The sequence below is a fragment of the Pseudomonas sp. S49 genome (assembly GCF_009866785.1).
Lineage (GTDB): Bacteria > Pseudomonadota > Gammaproteobacteria > Pseudomonadales > Pseudomonadaceae > Aquipseudomonas.
The window spans coordinates 3,584,380-3,599,786 of record NZ_CP019432.1 but is presented as its reverse complement, the minus strand read 5'-3'; the positions used below and the strand labels follow the sequence as shown (position 1 = coordinate 3,599,786).

Genomic DNA, 15,407 nt, shown 5'->3' with positions numbered 1-15,407 from the left:
ATGGATGTGCCCATGCAGAACGATCAAGCCATGACCCGTGACAGCCTTTATGGCACTGCCGCCGAAAGTACCTACGCCGGCATCACCAGTTTCATGCGCCGGCGCTACAGCCGTGACTTGCGCGGCGTCGATGTCGCGGTCAGCGGCGTGCCGTTCGACACCGCTACCAGCAACCGCCCCGGCGCTCGTTTCGGGCCACGGGGGATTCGTGCGGCTTCCACCGGGATCGCCTGGGAACGCCACTGGCCGTGGACGTTCGACCCGTTCGAGCATTTGGCGGTTATCGATTACGGCGACTGCGACTTCGATTACGGCTCACCCCACAGCATCCCGGAAAGCATCGAAGCCCACGCCGAGCAGATTCTCAACGCCGGCAGCGCGATGCTGACGTTTGGCGGTGATCACTTCATCAGCTACCCATTGCTGAAAGCGCATGCACGCAAGCACGGCACGCTGTCGCTGATCCACTTCGATGCGCACAGCGACACCTGGCCGGACGAGGAGGGCAAGCGGGTCGACCATGGCACGATGTTCTGGCACGCCGCTCGCGAAGGGCTGGTTGATCCGGCGCGCTCGGTGCAGATCGGTTTGCGCACCACCAATGACGATCACATGGGTTTCCAGGTGCTGGATGCGCGGCAGGTCCATCGGCGGGGCTGTGAGGCGATTGTCGAAGCGATTCGCGCGCGGGTGGGTGATAATCCGGTGTATCTGACGTTCGACATTGATTGCCTGGATCCGGCGTTTGCACCCGGAACCGGAACGCCTGTCTGCGGCGGTTTGAGCACCGTACAAGCGCTGGAAATTCTCGGTGGTTTGCGTGGGATCAATCTGGTCGGGATGGACGTGGTGGAAGTCGCCCCGGCCTACGACCACGCCGAGGTCACCTCATTGGCCGCCGCGACACTGGCGATGGAAATGCTCTGCCTCTACGCCGCCCGACACAAGGTCGATCGCTAAACCGGCCGCCAATGATCGTTCCCACGCTCTGCGTGGGAATGCAGCCTGGGACGCTCCGCGTCCCCTCTAGGGCCGAACGCGGAGCGTCCGTTGAGGCATTCCCACGCGGGAGCGTGGGAACGATTATCCCGTGGCGACGCGAGGCGGGTCAGGCTACCGGGATGATCGGCAGGTCCAACGTTTGCGGACCGGTAAAGCGAGGCGCGGCACTGGTAATCGTCTCGTGCGGTACACCCGCCGGCACGGCACTGCTGTCTTCAAGCCGCGCCATGTGTTGTTCGTTCAGTTGCACGTCGAGTGCGCCAAGGGTGGCGTCCAGTTGTTCGCGGGTGCGCGAGCCGAGGATCGGGATCAGCGCAGTCGTCGAACGCCGGGCTTTTTCGCGTAACCAGGCGATGGCGACGTGGGTCGGACTGGCGCCGATTTCTGCGGCCACCGCCAGCAACGTATCGAGCAGGGCGGTTTCGCGGGCGCTTTTTTCCGCGTGCACCAGCATGCCGAGTTTGCTCGCACGGTTATTGTCATCGCCGCCGCGATATTTGCCCGTGAGGAACCCACCCGCCAAGGGTGACCACAGGGTTGCCGCCAGTCCAAGTGCTTCGGCCATTGGCAGCAACTCGCGCTCGGCGCTGCGTTCAGCGAGGCTGTATTCGACCTGAATCGCGACTATCGGCGCAAAGCCGCGCAGCTCCGCCAACACGTCAGCGCGGGAAACGCGCCACGCCGGGAAGTTCGACAAACCGGCATAGTGGATTTTGCCCGCGCGCACCAGATCATCAAAACCGCGGAGAATTTCTTCCATCGGCGTCACGCCATCGGTCACGTGCGCCCAGAACAGATCAATGTGATCGGTGTTCAAGCGTTTAAGGCTTTCTTCTACCGCGCGAACCATGTTTTTCCGGCTGTTGCCGGTGTGGGAAATGCCGTCGGCCGGGGTCGTGCCCATGCTGTATTTGGTGGCGATCACCAGGCGATCGCGCTCCGGGGCAATGAATTCACTGAGCATCGATTCCGACTGTCCGCCCTGATAACCATTGGCGGTATCAATGAAATTGCCGCCGGCATCGAGGAAGCCATCAAAGATGCGCTTGGCTTCGTCACGTTCGGCGCCGTGGCCCCAACCGGTGCCGAAATTGCCGGCGCCCAGCGCCAGTTCAGAAACACGCAGACCGGTTTTGCGACCAAAAACCTTGTAATGCATGGCAACGCCCTCGGTGGAAATTCATCAGTTGTAAAAATTACGTTCGAAATATTTGGTCAATATGATGTCGATAATATTCACTGTCAAGACGCTTGCCGCTCAACGGTAAAACCAGCACATCAGCCTCGCCACGCTCCTGCCATTTTCTGACACCAGCCTCTGCTAAGCTGCGAGCACTTTCCCTGCTGAGCCTGGCCATCGTGTCGCGTACCACTCGTCTTTTGACTTTGCTGCAAGTGCTGCGCGGCAAGAAACGCCCGGTCACGGCGGCAATCCTCGCCGCCGAGCTGGAAGTGTCCGAGCGTACGCTCTATCGCGATATCGCTGAACTGACCGCCCTCGGCGCGCCGATCCATGGCGAGGCGGGGATCGGTTATGTGTTGCGCAGCGGCCTGTTTCTGCCGCCGCTGATGCTCAACGCCGAAGAGACCGAAGCCATCGTCCTCGGTTTGCGCTACGTCGATCAGCGCGGTGACGAAGTCCTCGGTAAAGCGGCGGCGGATGCGCTGGCGAAAATTGCCGCCGTACTCGATCCGCAGGCCCAGGAAGCGCTGCGTAATCCCACGGTGATGCCGGGGCCGCCGGGCTATGGTTTTCCGCAAAACGCCGTGCCGTTGAACGTGTTCCGCCACGCCATCCGCGACCAGGCCAAACTGCACATCGATTACGCCGACGCGCAACAGGTGCCCAGTCAGCGGCTGATCTGGCCATTGGCGCTGGGCTTTCTCAATGAGGTGCGGATCATTGTTGCGTGGTGCGAATTGCGCGGCGCCTACCGTACATTTCGCACAGACCGGATCAGCGCCGCCAGGCGTCAGGGTGATGGTTATCCGGGGCGCCGCAGCGACTGGTTGCGCACCTGGCGCGAGCAGATGCAACTGGATGAAAGCGGGCGATTCACTCCTGACAAAAACTGACGCAACGCTGCTTTACGATGACGGCAGAACCACACAAAAGGAGCTGCAATCATGTCTCATCCCGCCTCTACACTGGCCCCGGCCATCGCTGCGTATATCGATGCGGCCAACGCACGTGACACCTCGCGGGTCGCCAGTTTTTTTGCCGAGGATGCCAACGTGTTCGACGAGGGCCAGCATCAGGTCGGCCCGCACGCCATTGCACAATGGATGCAAGACACCGGGCAACGCTATCAGCCTCGGGTCGAAGTGCTGGAGGTCCAGCAACGCACCGGCAAAGTGCTGGTGCACGGACTGATTTCCGGGACATTTCCCGGCAGCCCGGCCCAGCTGCGTTATACGTTCCGCTTGAACGAGCAGGGCAAAATCGCCCGCCTGGATATTTCCCTGTAAGCATCGTGGCATACTGCCGCGCATGACTTTCGACTCCCCCCTCAGCGCCTGGCAACACGCCGTTCAACACAAGGGCTTCATCCAGGATGAAGCCCAGGAACACGCGGTCTGGGCGCTGCAAAAATGCCACGAAGCCCTGCACGCCGGTGCCCGTTCGGTCACCGGCGTTTATCTGTGGGGGCCGGTCGGGCGCGGCAAGACCTGGCTGATGGATCAGTTCTATCAGAGCCTGCGGGTGCCGGCGCGACGCCAACACTTTCATCACTTCATGGGCTGGGTGCATCAGCGCTCGTTCCAGTTGACCGGGATTGCCGATCCGTTGCGCGTGCTGGCCAAAGAGCTGGCGGCGGAGGTGCGGGTGCTGTGCTTCGATGAGCTGTTCGTCAACGACATCGGTGACGCGATCATTCTTGGTCGGCTGTTTCAGGTGATGTTCGACGAAGGCGTGGTGATCGTGTGCACGTCCAATCTGCCGCCGGATGATCTGTACGCCGACGGCTTCAACCGCGACCGTTTTGTCCCGGCGATTGCCGCGATCAAGGCGCATATGCAGGTGGTCGCGGTGAATGGTGCCGAGGATCATCGACTGCATCCGGGCGCAGGTCTGCAACGTTATTTTGTGGCCACGTCCTCGCTCAGTGCGCTGGACGAAGTGTTTCAGGCTTTGACCGCCGGGCAACCGGCCAGCCGCGAACCGGTGTCGGTCGGGCATCGCCAGTTGAACGTGGTGCAGGCCAGTGAAACGGTGTTGTGGTGTCGCTATGCGGATCTCTGCGAGCAACCGTTCGCCGCCATGGATTTCATCGCACTGTGCGACCGTTACACGGCTATTCTGTTGAGCGAAGTACCCAATCTCAGCGCACAGAAACGCGAGGGGCGCATCGCGCGTGGCACCGAAGACGGCGCGCAGCGAGTGGTGGCGGGTGACCGCGAGTTGCCGCAACTGTCGGTCCACGACGACGGCGTGCGACGTTTCATTGCGCTGGTCGACGAGTGCTATGACCGCAAGGTGCCGCTGTACATCGAGGCGCAAGTGCCAATGGATGCGCTGTACACCGAGGGTTATCTGGAATTCCCGTTCCGCCGGACCCTCAGTCGCTTGCAGGAGATGCAGCTGCAGCGCTTTGCCGAAGCTTGAGTGAAGAGGGCGCCGACATGAGCCAACCGCTTTCCCATCATCTGCTGACGATGGCTTACCAGAATGCCTGGGCCAATCATCGTCTGGCCAAGGCCTGGAGCCAGCTCGAAGCGGCAGAGCTGGCCGCGCCCCGGGTGAGTTTTTTCCCGAGCATTCGTCTGACCCTCAATCACATCCTCACCTGCGACTGGTTCTACGTCGATGCATTGGAACGCGAGTTGCGCGGGGACGAGCCGCATCCCGACTGCTATGTGTTTTTCAATGCGGATGAGCCATTTACCGACGGCCCACCACTGCGCGAAGAGCAGGCGCACGTTGATCGGCGCCTGATCGCCTATTGCGAGCAACTGCGCGATGCCGATCTGGGCCGAGTCGTCACTATCGCCCGCGACGCGCCGCAGCACGACAGCCGTTTGCGCATGCTTTCGCACCTGTTCGAGCATCAGCTTCATCACCGCGGCCAGGTGCACGCGATGCTCAGCGACACGTCGGTGAAACCGCCGCAACTGGATGAGTTCTTCTGTGTCGGCGAAAGTGCTCTGCGTGCCGAAGATTTCGCCGAACTCGGCTGGACCGAGGAACTGATCTGGGGGCATTGACCAAGCAAAGGATCGCAACCTTCGGCAGCTCCTGCATCTGATTACCTGCAGGAGCTGCCGAAGGCTGCGATCTTGCGGGTTGCCCGCCGGATCATCCCCGCGCTAAGGTCAGACAGCCTTTCAGTGCGCACTTTGCGTGATGGGGCTTTTGTGTGTTCGGGGATGGAAATGGATTCCACAGAGATTCTTGTACTTCAAGCCAGCTACAGCAATCCAGCGCACGCCGAGGCCATCGGTATTGTGCTCAATCATTATGCTGAAGACCCTATGGGCGGCGGTCATTCGCTTGACTCTGATCTGCTGCGTCGTCTGCCTGAAGAACTGGCCCGGCGACCGCATGCGTTCAGCGTGCTGGCCTTTGTCGGTGGCGAGCCGGCGGGGCTGGTGAACTGCTTTGAAGGGTTTTCCACGTTTGCCTGCAAACCGCTGGTCAACGTTCACGACGTGGCGGTGGTGGGCCAGTTTCGTGGCCTCGGTCTGAGCCAGAAAATGCTGCAGAAAGTTGAAGAGATTGCCCGCCAGCGCGGCTGCTGCAAGATTACCCTCGAAGTGCTGGAAGGCAACGCCGTCGCGCAGAATGCTTACGGCAAATTCGGCTTCGCGCCGGGCATGTTCGACCCGAATTACGGGCGCATGCTGTTCTGGATCAAGAATTTGCAAGCCTGAAAGCCCCTCACCCTAACCCTCTCCCGGAGGGAGAGGGGACTGACCGAGGTGTTTGGGCGAGGTACGCCGACCTGAAACATCGAGCCGCACTCAGGTTTGAAAAGCCCACAAATCAAACGCCAAACCGGCCTACAGGCAAACGGCGATCCTGAAAACACCACAAAACAGCTCCCTCTCCCTCGGGAGAGGGCTGGGGTGAGGGGCGAATTCACCACAAGTCGAAAGCCGGACACCCAATCCTGATTAATCAACAGAATGACCACAAAAAAAAGGCGCCCCAATCAGGGCGCCCAACTGTCTTCTCCCAGGCCAGAGCGGAGCCACGGGAGGTCCATCGGTTGCTCGGTCAATCTCAGTCGCGATAGGACTCGGTCACTTGCGCGGTCTGGTCGGCGGGAACGCGAATTTCTTTCGCGTTGGCGTCGCTCTGCTGCGCGCTCTGGGCGTGGTGAACCGGGAAGTTGTCGTAGTAATACCGCATGCGCTCAGCGCCGCCTTCGGCGAAGACGCTGGCAGAACCCAGGGCAAACAGCCCGGCAAGGATTACGGTAGCGATTTTCATGGTGCCTCCTACTGAACAAGTGGGAGCCGTTTCATCCATGAATCAGAACTCGAGAGGAGTCTCTCCCGTGTGAATTAACACGGGGTTAACGCTCGTTCAGTGTAGGTTTTGCAGCAGGTTGCAGAGCGATATCTGACAGACGCGGCGCCCATCGATCCAGGCGCACCGCGTCAGAGGGGGACGGGTCAGAGCTTCCAGTCGAGACTCACCGTTAGCGTGCGCGGATCTCCCCAATACACGCCGTCGTAGAAGCCGACGTTGTCGTAATATTTCTTGTCGAACAGATTGTTGACGTTCAGCGATGCTGACAGGTGCCTGTCGAACTCATACCGCGACATCAGGTTGACCACGGTGTAGCCGCTCTGGTTGATGCGTGTCTCTTCGGTGCCGAGGCCAACCGGTCGGGGCGCGGTGCCATACATATCGCTTTGCCAGTTCACCGCGCCGCCCACGGTCAGCGCCTGCCATTCGCCCGGCAGACGATACGCGGTGGACACACGCAACAGGTTCATGGGCTGATTGGTGTTGGTGCGCTCGCTTTCGCCGTCGACCGAGTGTGTGTAGGTGTATCCGGCAGTCATGTTCCAGCCACGAAGAATTTCCCCGGACACTTCAGCTTCAAAGCCGTTGACCTTGTTGCCCTTGCCACCGGACTTGTAGAACTGTTCGCGGGTAACCGGATCCGCCGGCACCGAATTGTCCACTTCAGCGACATTATCCTGCTTGCTCCAGAACAGCGCTGTGGACAGATTCAGGCGTTCCTCGAGCAAACTGCCCTTGAGGCCCAGCTCATAGTTTTTACCCACCACCGGGTCGATGTACTTGCGATTCTTGTCGCGATTGCCCTGGGGTTTGAAGATGTCGGTGTAACTCACGTACACCGTGTATTCCGGGGTCAGGTCATACAGCAGCCCGGCGTAAGGCGTCCAGACGTCATTCTGTTTCTGGCTGGTGTAATCGACTTTGGTCAGCTGTCGATTGGCGTTGTAGCTGTTGGTGGTGCTGGAGGCTTGCCAGCTGCCGTAGCGACTGCCCAGCACCGCGTGCAGTTCATCGGTCAGGCTCAGGCGCGTGGCGATGTATCCGGCTTTCTGCCGGGTATCGTCCTTGGCGCCGGTGAGATCGGTGACGGTGTCGCTGAATTTGGCGATATCGCCCATGTATTTCCAGTCGCGGATAGTCCCGTAACCTCTGGGGCGTGGGCTGGCGATGGTGTACGGAGAGTTCGAGCGGCGCTCGGCCTCTCCGTAGCCGAACATCATTTCGTGCTCGCGGCCCAGCAGCGAGTAGGGGCCGGAGACATTGAAGTCATACGCCTGCATTTTCTGCGTGCCGATCATGTGCGAGGTGTAGGCGCTCATGCCGCTGCGGTCGGGCTCGGGATATCCGGTGCCAGCGTAATAGACCTTGCCGTCGGTATTGCTGTCGCGGTGGGTGTACGCCGCTTTCAGGCGCCAGCCGCCGGCCAGTTGCTGATCGAGAGTAGCGAACGCGGTTTTGTCCTGCAGCGGCCAGGAACTCCACGACGTCGCCATGTTGGTCGAACGTCCCAGACCGGCCTTGCTGCCATCGGCATTCCAGTAGGGCACGGTGCCCCAGGACGAGCCTTGCACATGCTTGTTCTGATAGTCGTAACCGACCGCCAGCACGGTGGAATCGGTCAGATCCGCCTCGAGCACGCCATATCCGACTTCCCGTTGCAGCGCGTACTTGTCTTTGATCGACTGGTTGTCGCGATAGGCCAGCACCGTGCGTCCGCGAAGACGACCGTCGAAAGCCAACGGCCCGCCGACATCGACGTAGCTGTAGTAATTGTCGTAGCTGCCGCCACTGACCCCGGCCAGCGCCTGCCACTGCGTAGTCGGGCGCTTGCGCACCATGTTGATGGTCGCCGATGGATCACCGGCCCCCGTGGTCAACCCGGTGGCACCGCGTACTACCTCGATACGGTCGTAAATAATCGTGTCGGAATCGGACTTCATGCGATCGAAGGTATTGAGCATTCCGTCGATCTGGAAGTTGTTGATCGCATAGCCGCGCGACGAATAGCTGACCCGATCCGAATCCAGATGCTGCACCACAATGCCCGTGGTCTGACGCATGGCCTCGGTCAATGTACCGAGCTTGAAATCATCCATCTGCTGACGCGTGATCACCGAGACCGATTGCGGGGTTTCCTTGATCGACAGGTTCAGGCGAGTAGCGGTGCTCATCGCGCCGGTGGTGTAGGACTCGGTGTTTTCGGTGGTCGTGCCCAAGCCTTGCGCACTGACGTTGGTCTCGGCCAGCTCCAGCGCTGTGTTGCTGGGTTTCAGCGGCTTTTCGGCTTCGGTTTCAGCCAGCAGACCGGCGCTGAATGCAGCGCTGCACAGACCGAGGGTGAGGGTCATGGAACGGGTAATGGGCGCGAACATCGCAGCCGACTCCTTGTCTTCGAGGGAAAAAATCCGTTTGTTCAAAGACGAGGCGTGGGGCGGGGATTTAGTGTCAAACGAGAAATATTGTTATTTGAAAGTGTTTCAGAGGTTGGCTCGACCACGGTTCAAACGTAAAAGATCGCAGCTTTCGGCAGCTTCTACCGGGATCGGTGTAGGTGCTGCCGAAGGCTGCGATCTTTTGATCTTGCCGATATCAGACCCGCAAACGAATCTGCCGGCCCAGCACATCCATCACGTCACAGCCATCACGCAACAACATCGCCGCTGCATGGGCCAGTTGCTGCACATCGGCGCCTTTGGCGGACGAGATATCCAGACTGGCCAGACTTTCCATCATCTGCGTCACCGCCAAAAAGCGACTGGCCGCGCTAGCGTGCAAGACATCCAGTGGTGCTTCGGTGGAGACCAGTAACACCGGAATGCTGTCCTCGTTGTGGGTCATCGAAAGGTGCGCTTTCATACGTCACCTCTGGTCTGAGCGGTGTGCTGACTGGCGATGGAAGCCAGGACCAGTGCGCGGGCGTTGGCGAGCATTTGCTGGCTGGCCCAGCGCAGCGAGCTGCTGTGATCCGGGCGAGCGACGCTAGGGGCTTGGTGAGCGAGGGCTTCGGCGCAGTTGAGGTAGACGGCCGCGTGTTCGAGGGCGTCGAGGAGCGAGAGGTCGGGACGGACGCGGAAAGGGTGGTGAGCGATGTGGTCGCAGGGAGTCGAGGCTGTGTTTGCTTGCTTCATAAGTGAGGTATCTCTTTCAGAGTTAAAGAGAGCTGCCACTTGATCGCCGTCAAACGAATGGGTGGCAACTGTGCGCAGGTTGACGGACCGGTCCTCACAAACCCGGCGCATCCGAAGATGCCCCACACACAGTCACCATAGGCAATGAGCGGGCACAAAAGTGCACGAGCAGAGAAAGGCTATGCGCGTAGTAAGGAAGTCCGAGCCGTCAAACCCGATCACGAATGAGTCGTGACAGGCGCGAGGATAGGGAGTGAGGGCAGGGCAGTCAACCGCTGCAGTCTGCCGGAGTTTGGCGGGATTCGTTGTAGGGGAAAGGCTACGGGCTTTGACAATCTGTCAGGCTCCTCCTGACAAAAGAGATCGCAGCCTGCAGCAGTTCCTACAATGAATCGCTTAGGAGTTACTGAAGACTGCGATCTTCGATCAGAAATGCAGATAACGTGGTCTGTCCCCGTTTAATTCCCGTTTAATTCGCGGAAGCAGCGGAGACTGGGAAACATTGGAGAAAGCTCTGCGTGATGAGGTGCATCATCAGGCACAGATCTTGGAGTAGATTTGTGGGGATCCCTCAGGGTCTGTCCCTGATAACGATAACGTTCCTAAGTTTTGCCCCTATTGAAATATCAAGAAACCGAGAGCCGATCAACTGCGTAAACAAGTCATTCTTTGAATTTGAAGGAGTCTATCACTAGTCCTGTTGCAAAATCGCCGCCATTCACGGCTTCAATCTTTAGGCTCTTTATTCCAGGTGTTGTGAAAACTATTTGAGTTACCCCCTTAACTGCACTGTGTAATTTTGATTCTAATTCAACTCCTTGTGCGTCATAAACAATAAATTTATAAAGCAATGAATAATTATATACATTATTAAACCAGAAACTTATTTCTGAGTAAGTTGCTTTGAAGTCGTATTTTAGGATGTTTTTATAATTGGCGGACAGATATAACGCGCTGCCTTCAATTTTTCCAGGGACTAGATAAATCGCTGGCCATATAGAGGCAGGATTTAAGTCTGATACTGCTCCTGAGATCAATGCAATTGTTCCGCTGGGAAGCTCATAAGGTTCATGGAGTTTTGAAAAAAGGTGCTTTCTATCTCCAAAGTCTTCACCCGATACAGCTTTAATCACGGTCACCGTCCTGGGCGCCGACACTTGCTCGCTTCCATACAGAGCTTTAGCCGTATAACTGTGATTTCCCTCGACCAAGCCCGTTAGCGTATGAGTCCAGATACCCGTCCCGGGTTGCGCGGTGGTTTCGCCCTTGCTGTCGGCGTAGTCAAAGATCTCCACCATCTGGCCCATGGTGGCGCTGCCAATGAGTGTCACTGTGGTGTCCAACGTATCGCCCCCTGGCAGAACTTCAGTACCCTTGGAATCTTCGACCCGGGTAATTTCCGGTTTCACATCCTCAACAGCCTTGACAGTATAAGTCCTGACCGGAAAACCGACCGCTGTACTCGCATCGGCCACCTTGTCAAAATTCAATTTGAAGGTAATCGTCAGCGGCAGTCCATCTTTGAGTTCTCTTAACCAGGCAACCTGTGCCGGCGTTACCAACCCTTCTACCTGTTGATGCGCTTCTCCTGCCCAGAAGGTTTTTTCTACGGCGTCACCGTTCTTGTTAGTTCCGTCGTAACGCAGCCAAATACACTGATTCGAAGCCTGCAACGGCCATTTTTCGATCCTTAGTTGCGCACCTTCCGCCAGTTCCATCACTTCCAGGTCATCGCCTATCGCCCCGTCGATGGCTGGCGTCGGAAGATTCGTATCGCCATCAGTAATCGATAGCACAGTCAGATCCAATTCATCCGAATTCTGCGGTACGGCATTGCGGATGACGGTGTAAGTCACTTTCACCGGTTTGCCTAGATTGAACGCGACCACTGAGTTCGGCAGCGCCACTTCCTTGTCTGCTTGCGCGTTCACCTCGAAGGGGCCGGCCGTTGCGCTGCCCTCACCGGGCGTGCCGCTCCAGGTCACGCTGACCTGGGTCCCGATCATGTTTGTGTAAGCCGGAATAACAGCGGTCAGTGTGTCGCTGGCCGCGAATGGATCGAGACTGTCGTCACTGGCTTCCTTGATACGAGGCTCTTTCAGATCGAGGGCCCTGATCGTATAAACCTTCACCGGCGCATCAATCGCCTCAGCCTCCTCACGACTCAACGTCAACGCCGCTTTGAAATGCAATTCCAGCCGACTGCCATCCGCCAGGTCCTTGATGGCGTTGTACGCCAGCGTATGTGTGTATTGACCGCTGTTGAACCAGTTTTGATTAACGTAGGAAGACGGCCACGGCCATACCACGTGATGGAAGGCATCGCCGTTACTCTTCGTACCTTTGAAGTTCAGTCCTACCCGATGATTGGCGGCTATAAACGCCCAGACGCCAGCGAGAATCGTTGCGCCCAACGTCACCTTCGCCAGATCCAGCACCGTGCCCTCGGCTTGTTCAATGCTGATTTTGTCCAGCTCTGTCGCAGGCAGCGGCGTGACGCTGACGGTCAAAGGCAAAGATGGAGTTGTCTGGCCTGCGGTGACTTCGTAGCTGAGTGTGAAGGTTTTGGTTTCATTGCCGATGTTGGCTGCGATGGCTGTGGCGGGAATCAGGAACTCGACGCTGCCGCTGGCGACGCCCGGTTTGGCCGGGATGTCCGGTGAGCCGACGCCGGGCGTGCCCGCCATGCTCAGTTTGATGTTATGTGTTTCGTTCATGCCGGTGTAGGCCACGATCACGCGGGCACCCGCTTGGGCGTCGAGTGGCGCCAGGGTCACACTGGCACCATTGCCTGTGGCTTCCGGCATCTGTGGCAATGGCAAGGGGTTTTCCAGCGCCACCCCGACACTGAACTCCAACGGTTCGGCATAACTCGTCCGCCCATCCGCACGTTTGATTTCGTACCTGGCGATCACCGTCCCGCCTTCATTGCCCTTGATCTCCTCGGCCGGGATGGTGAACGGTACTTGCTTACCGGCGGTGAATTCGTTCAGCTTGATCGAATCGGGGTATTCGTCGGTGATCGAGCCGATCCAGAACATGAAGACTTCATCGCCTTTGACCGTTTCGGTGTACGGCACGGTCAGGGTTGTGCCGGCGGTGTCGGCAGGCAGGACGCCGTCGACCACGCCGGCCACTACCGGTTCGGGCAGTTCCAGGCGCGGTTCGCCGACTTGCAGGATGTCGGTGTGGATCGACTCGCGAATGGCGCGAGTGGCGGCGTACTTGTCCAGCGTGGCGAGTACCGCGTCCGCGATCAGTTGCTGGTAGTAGAACTCCGCCGTGCCACCGTTGACCGGGGCCAGGTGTTTGCCGTCGATGCTGTACGACAACGGTTTGGCTGCGACGATGTCGTTGCGGGTGATGGGGCGAAGAGGCAAGTCAGGCAGGTAAGGTTTGAGACCAGGCGTGGTGCCGAGCATGAATATCTTGAGGACCTGACCTTCGGCAAAGGATTTGTCGAATGGAATCTCCAGGCGTATCTGGGCCAGCGTCGGGTCCAGCGCCCCGGAGTCCTCGTCCAGCATGATCGGCGCGGCCAGCCGCTGAACTTCGCCGATGGCGCGGATGAACTGGGTTTTGGCACGTAGATCAGCAGAGCCATCGGCCTTTTTCAGGCGATAGGACAGGGCGATCTGGCTTTTTGCCAATTGGCGCAGGAGGCTATTGGCGATTTTGGTTTCATGGGTGGTCGGCACGCTGACCAAGGCTTCCCCCGGCACTTCAATATCAACCGGCGGGCCTTCTTGTGGTGTTCCCTTGATTGTCAGGATGGGGATGTCGCCGACCTTGAACGAGGAGCCTGACACCCAGACCTGCGCTGTGCCGTCGGCGTCGCCCAGTTTGTCGACGTCCAGCACATTGTTCAGCGCTTCCTTGAGCAATGGCGCGACCAAGCGCGTTGTGTCCACTGCCACCAACACCCGTTGTTCGACACTCCAGTCCGACGATCGATTGTCGACCAGATCGTAAACCTCGAAAACCACAGCCAGACCCGAGTCGTCGGAGTCGCCGGCCTTGCGGATTTTGCCTTCCTCGATCTTCACGGTGATTGAGTCCGTGCCATCAGCCTGCGCTTGGGTCAACGGGGCGCTGAGTACAAATACGCCGCCCCAGCTAACCCGGATCACATCGCCGGCCGCGGCGAATGGATAGGGTGGCTTGCCATCGGCGTTGCCGATGGTGATCAGTACGCCAGCGGCGACGTTATCCTCGTCGATACCCCCCTTGAGAATCTCCTCAGGGATGGTCATGACCAGATCCGGATGCCCCGGCTCTTCGCTATGATCCTCGCCACCTGGGCGGGTGAGCTTGACCAGCACCTGCATCTCTAGCGAATGTTCGGCCGTCCCGCCCTGCCGGGTAACGCTGTAGGACAAGGTGTATGTGCCCTCGGTGATATGCCGCGCCTCCACGAACATTTGCAGCTCGGTGCCGACTTCGTTTTCATCAACGGTTTTTGGCAATATCTCCTGGGTCTTGTCCTTGTAGATCACCAGCTTGTCGAGGCGATTCATCGGCGCCCAAGGCCCGGCCTGGCACAACAGACCCTGACGCGGAAAATTGTCCAGCGCCGCGGCGCGGTTGATGCCCCAGACCTTGGGCGTTTCGGACACTGGCCCGGTACGGCCGGGGATCTTGAGTTCATTGAGGATCAGTGGGGCGTTGTCAGGCTGGTCTTTGGCGGACATGGGAGGGGGACTCCGTGGCGGAAAGTGACGGAGTGATTGAACGGCTAAAAGTTAGTTTGCGCACCTGTCAGATCTGACAGGTGCAGGCTTGAATCCGACGGATGGTGATTTTGGGAGAGGTCGAGTCGCAGCTGAAAAAGCCTTAGAGATTGATCGTTCCCACGCGCAGCAAAGGAATGCAGCCCGGTGCGCTCTGTGCCCCATCCAGAGCCGAACGTGGAGCATCCGTTGAGGCATTCCCACGCGGGAGCGCGGGAACGATCATCGGTGGGGGTGCGCTATTGGGGTAAATCCAGATTATCCATCACCCGATTCACCGCCAGTTCGCCCAGTATGATCAGTTGCGCGATCCCTGAAAGCGTCCGTCGCTGGAAGTCATTGGCGATGGTTCTGGCGGAGGCGAGGGTTTCGCAGGCATCGGCCAGCAATTCCTCGTTTTTGAAGTCTGCGGTGACGGCGCACATCCGGCGGGTTTTACGGGGTGGCGGCTGTACGCAGGTTAGCGATCCGGGTCACAGAAATCCCGGGTAGACCCGAAGGTCTCCCACGCACAGCCACCATGACGCCAAGTGCAGACAGACAACGCTGCAATTGAGACTGGGGATTGAGCGTCTGCAGGGTATCGGATCGCTAAACCCGATCGCTGATTCGTCAGCGACCGATCCACGATAAGGCCCAACCCCAAGGCGCACAAACCGGCGGATTCTGGCGTAGCTGTAGGCAATGGCGCAAGGATATGTAGCCTTGAAGGCGTGTCTTGAGGTGTCTTTTAAACGCACGAGTTTAAAAGGCAAAAAGTATCTGGAGTATTTTGATCGCATCGGCCTGACAAGGCGCCTCGGTGAATCCTGCCAGATTCGCCCCGACAACGCGCTGGCCCACGTCGACGCACAATGATTTCAAGGAAGGCAATCGCGCCGGGTGGCGCGGCAGGGCTTCAAACCCGGTCGGGCAGGGCATCCGTTCCCGGGCAGGTTCGATTCCGGCTGTCTTCCGCCAGTTCTTACAAATCAAAAGATCGCAGCCTTCGGCAGCTCCTACTCACATATCTGTAGGAGCTGCCGAAGGCTGGTGATCTTTTAATTCGAAATGCTGGAAAAACGTAGTCTG

General features: G+C 58.6%; 12 protein-coding genes, 1 tRNA gene and 1 pseudogene. 7 read left to right on the top strand and 7 right to left on the bottom strand.

Annotated elements, in window-relative coordinates:
• Window positions 1-960 (top strand): agmatinase, encoded by a 960-nt coding sequence (gene speB, locus PspS49_RS15875; protein WP_127927913.1) that lies wholly within the window; start codon window positions 1-3, stop codon window positions 958-960.
• A gap of 148 nt (window positions 961-1,108) precedes the next feature.
• Here the strand turns inward: speB and PspS49_RS15870 are convergent, their stop codons facing one another.
• Window positions 1,109-2,161, bottom strand: coding sequence for an aldo/keto reductase (locus tag PspS49_RS15870; RefSeq protein WP_160040269.1), 1,053 nt, complete (start codon window positions 2,159-2,161; stop codon window positions 1,109-1,111).
• Window positions 2,162-2,361: 200 nt separating this feature from the next.
• Between PspS49_RS15870 and PspS49_RS15865 the strand changes: the two genes are divergently transcribed.
• The 5 genes from PspS49_RS15865 to PspS49_RS15845 all read left to right on the top strand — a co-directional run bounded on the left by PspS49_RS15865 (window position 2,362) and on the right by PspS49_RS15845 (window position 5,874).
• Window positions 2,362-3,078 carry a YafY family protein gene (locus tag PspS49_RS15865; protein ID WP_127927909.1) on the top strand — a complete coding sequence of 239 codons (717 nt, stop codon included), beginning with the start codon at window positions 2,362-2,364 and terminating at the stop codon, window positions 3,076-3,078.
• A gap of 51 nt (window positions 3,079-3,129) precedes the next feature.
• Window positions 3,130-3,471, top strand: coding sequence for a nuclear transport factor 2 family protein (locus tag PspS49_RS15860; protein ID WP_127927907.1), 342 nt, complete (start codon window positions 3,130-3,132; stop codon window positions 3,469-3,471).
• 22 nt (window positions 3,472-3,493) lie between these two features.
• Window positions 3,494-4,609, top strand: a complete 1,116-nt coding sequence (zapE, locus tag PspS49_RS15855) for a cell division protein ZapE (protein WP_160040266.1) — start codon at window positions 3,494-3,496, stop codon at window positions 4,607-4,609.
• Between the two features lie 17 nt (window positions 4,610-4,626).
• Entirely contained in the window at window positions 4,627-5,208 is a 582-nt protein-coding gene (locus tag PspS49_RS15850; protein ID WP_160040263.1) for a DinB family protein, read from the top strand.
• A 168-nt stretch (window positions 5,209-5,376) separates the two neighbouring features.
• Window positions 5,377-5,874 (top strand): GNAT family N-acetyltransferase, encoded by a 498-nt coding sequence (locus PspS49_RS15845; RefSeq protein ID WP_160040260.1) that lies wholly within the window; start codon window positions 5,377-5,379, stop codon window positions 5,872-5,874.
• Between the two features lie 352 nt (window positions 5,875-6,226).
• Here the strand turns inward: PspS49_RS15845 and PspS49_RS15840 are convergent, their stop codons facing one another.
• From PspS49_RS15840 to PspS49_RS15815, 6 genes and pseudogenes are all read right to left on the bottom strand, one after another.
• Window positions 6,227-6,436, bottom strand: coding sequence for a hypothetical protein (locus tag PspS49_RS15840; protein WP_150649465.1), 210 nt, complete (start codon window positions 6,434-6,436; stop codon window positions 6,227-6,229).
• A gap of 185 nt (window positions 6,437-6,621) precedes the next feature.
• Window positions 6,622-8,850 carry a TonB-dependent siderophore receptor gene (locus PspS49_RS15835; RefSeq protein WP_160040257.1) on the bottom strand — a complete coding sequence of 743 codons (2,229 nt, stop codon included), beginning with the start codon at window positions 8,848-8,850 and terminating at the stop codon, window positions 6,622-6,624.
• A gap of 217 nt (window positions 8,851-9,067) precedes the next feature.
• Window positions 9,068-9,334, bottom strand: coding sequence for a short-chain dehydrogenase (locus PspS49_RS15830; protein ID WP_150775626.1), 267 nt, complete (start codon window positions 9,332-9,334; stop codon window positions 9,068-9,070).
• Window positions 9,331-9,606: a DUF3077 domain-containing protein gene (locus PspS49_RS15825; RefSeq protein ID WP_160040254.1), complete on the bottom strand. Its 276-nt coding sequence runs from the start codon at window positions 9,604-9,606 to the stop codon at window positions 9,331-9,333. The genes PspS49_RS15830 and PspS49_RS15825 overlap by 4 nt, the downstream gene beginning before the upstream one ends.
• Before the next feature lie 662 nt (window positions 9,607-10,268).
• A complete protein-coding gene (locus tag PspS49_RS29695; protein ID WP_174245063.1) occupies window positions 10,269-14,297 on the bottom strand; it encodes an Ig-like domain repeat protein in 4,029 nt (1,342 codons plus the stop codon).
• A gap of 278 nt (window positions 14,298-14,575) precedes the next feature.
• Window positions 14,576-14,785, bottom strand: a pseudogene (locus PspS49_RS15815) (hypothetical protein); the annotation flags it as partial.
• Window positions 14,786-15,200: 415 nt separating this feature from the next.
• Here PspS49_RS15815 and PspS49_RS15805 point away from each other — a divergent pair.
• Window positions 15,201-15,296 (top strand) — tRNA-Sec (locus tag PspS49_RS15805).
• Window positions 15,297-15,407 lie beyond the last annotated feature (111 nt).

Bases quoted from the DNA above. Each gene is read 5' to 3' on its own strand.
- speB (WP_127927913.1), top strand. From the start codon at position 1: ATGGATGTGCCCATGCAGAACGATCAAGCCATGACCCGTGACAGCCTT.
- PspS49_RS15870 (WP_160040269.1), bottom strand. From the start codon at position 2,161: ATGCATTACAAGGTTTTTGGTCGCAAAACCGGTCTGCGTGTTTCTGAA.
- PspS49_RS15860 (WP_127927907.1), top strand. From the start codon at position 3,130: ATGTCTCATCCCGCCTCTACACTGGCCCCGGCCATCGCTGCGTATATC.
- zapE (WP_160040266.1), top strand. From the start codon at position 3,494: ATGACTTTCGACTCCCCCCTCAGCGCCTGGCAACACGCCGTTCAACAC.
- PspS49_RS15850 (WP_160040263.1), top strand. From the start codon at position 4,627: ATGAGCCAACCGCTTTCCCATCATCTGCTGACGATGGCTTACCAGAAT.
- PspS49_RS15845 (WP_160040260.1), top strand. From the start codon at position 5,377: ATGGATTCCACAGAGATTCTTGTACTTCAAGCCAGCTACAGCAATCCA.
- PspS49_RS15840 (WP_150649465.1), bottom strand. From the start codon at position 6,436: ATGAAAATCGCTACCGTAATCCTTGCCGGGCTGTTTGCCCTGGGTTCT.
- PspS49_RS15835 (WP_160040257.1), bottom strand. From the start codon at position 8,850: ATGTTCGCGCCCATTACCCGTTCCATGACCCTCACCCTCGGTCTGTGC.
- PspS49_RS15830 (WP_150775626.1), bottom strand. From the start codon at position 9,334: ATGAAAGCGCACCTTTCGATGACCCACAACGAGGACAGCATTCCGGTG.
- PspS49_RS15825 (WP_160040254.1), bottom strand. From the start codon at position 9,606: ATGAAGCAAGCAAACACAGCCTCGACTCCCTGCGACCACATCGCTCAC.
- PspS49_RS29695 (WP_174245063.1), bottom strand. From the start codon at position 14,297: ATGTCCGCCAAAGACCAGCCTGACAACGCCCCACTGATCCTCAATGAA.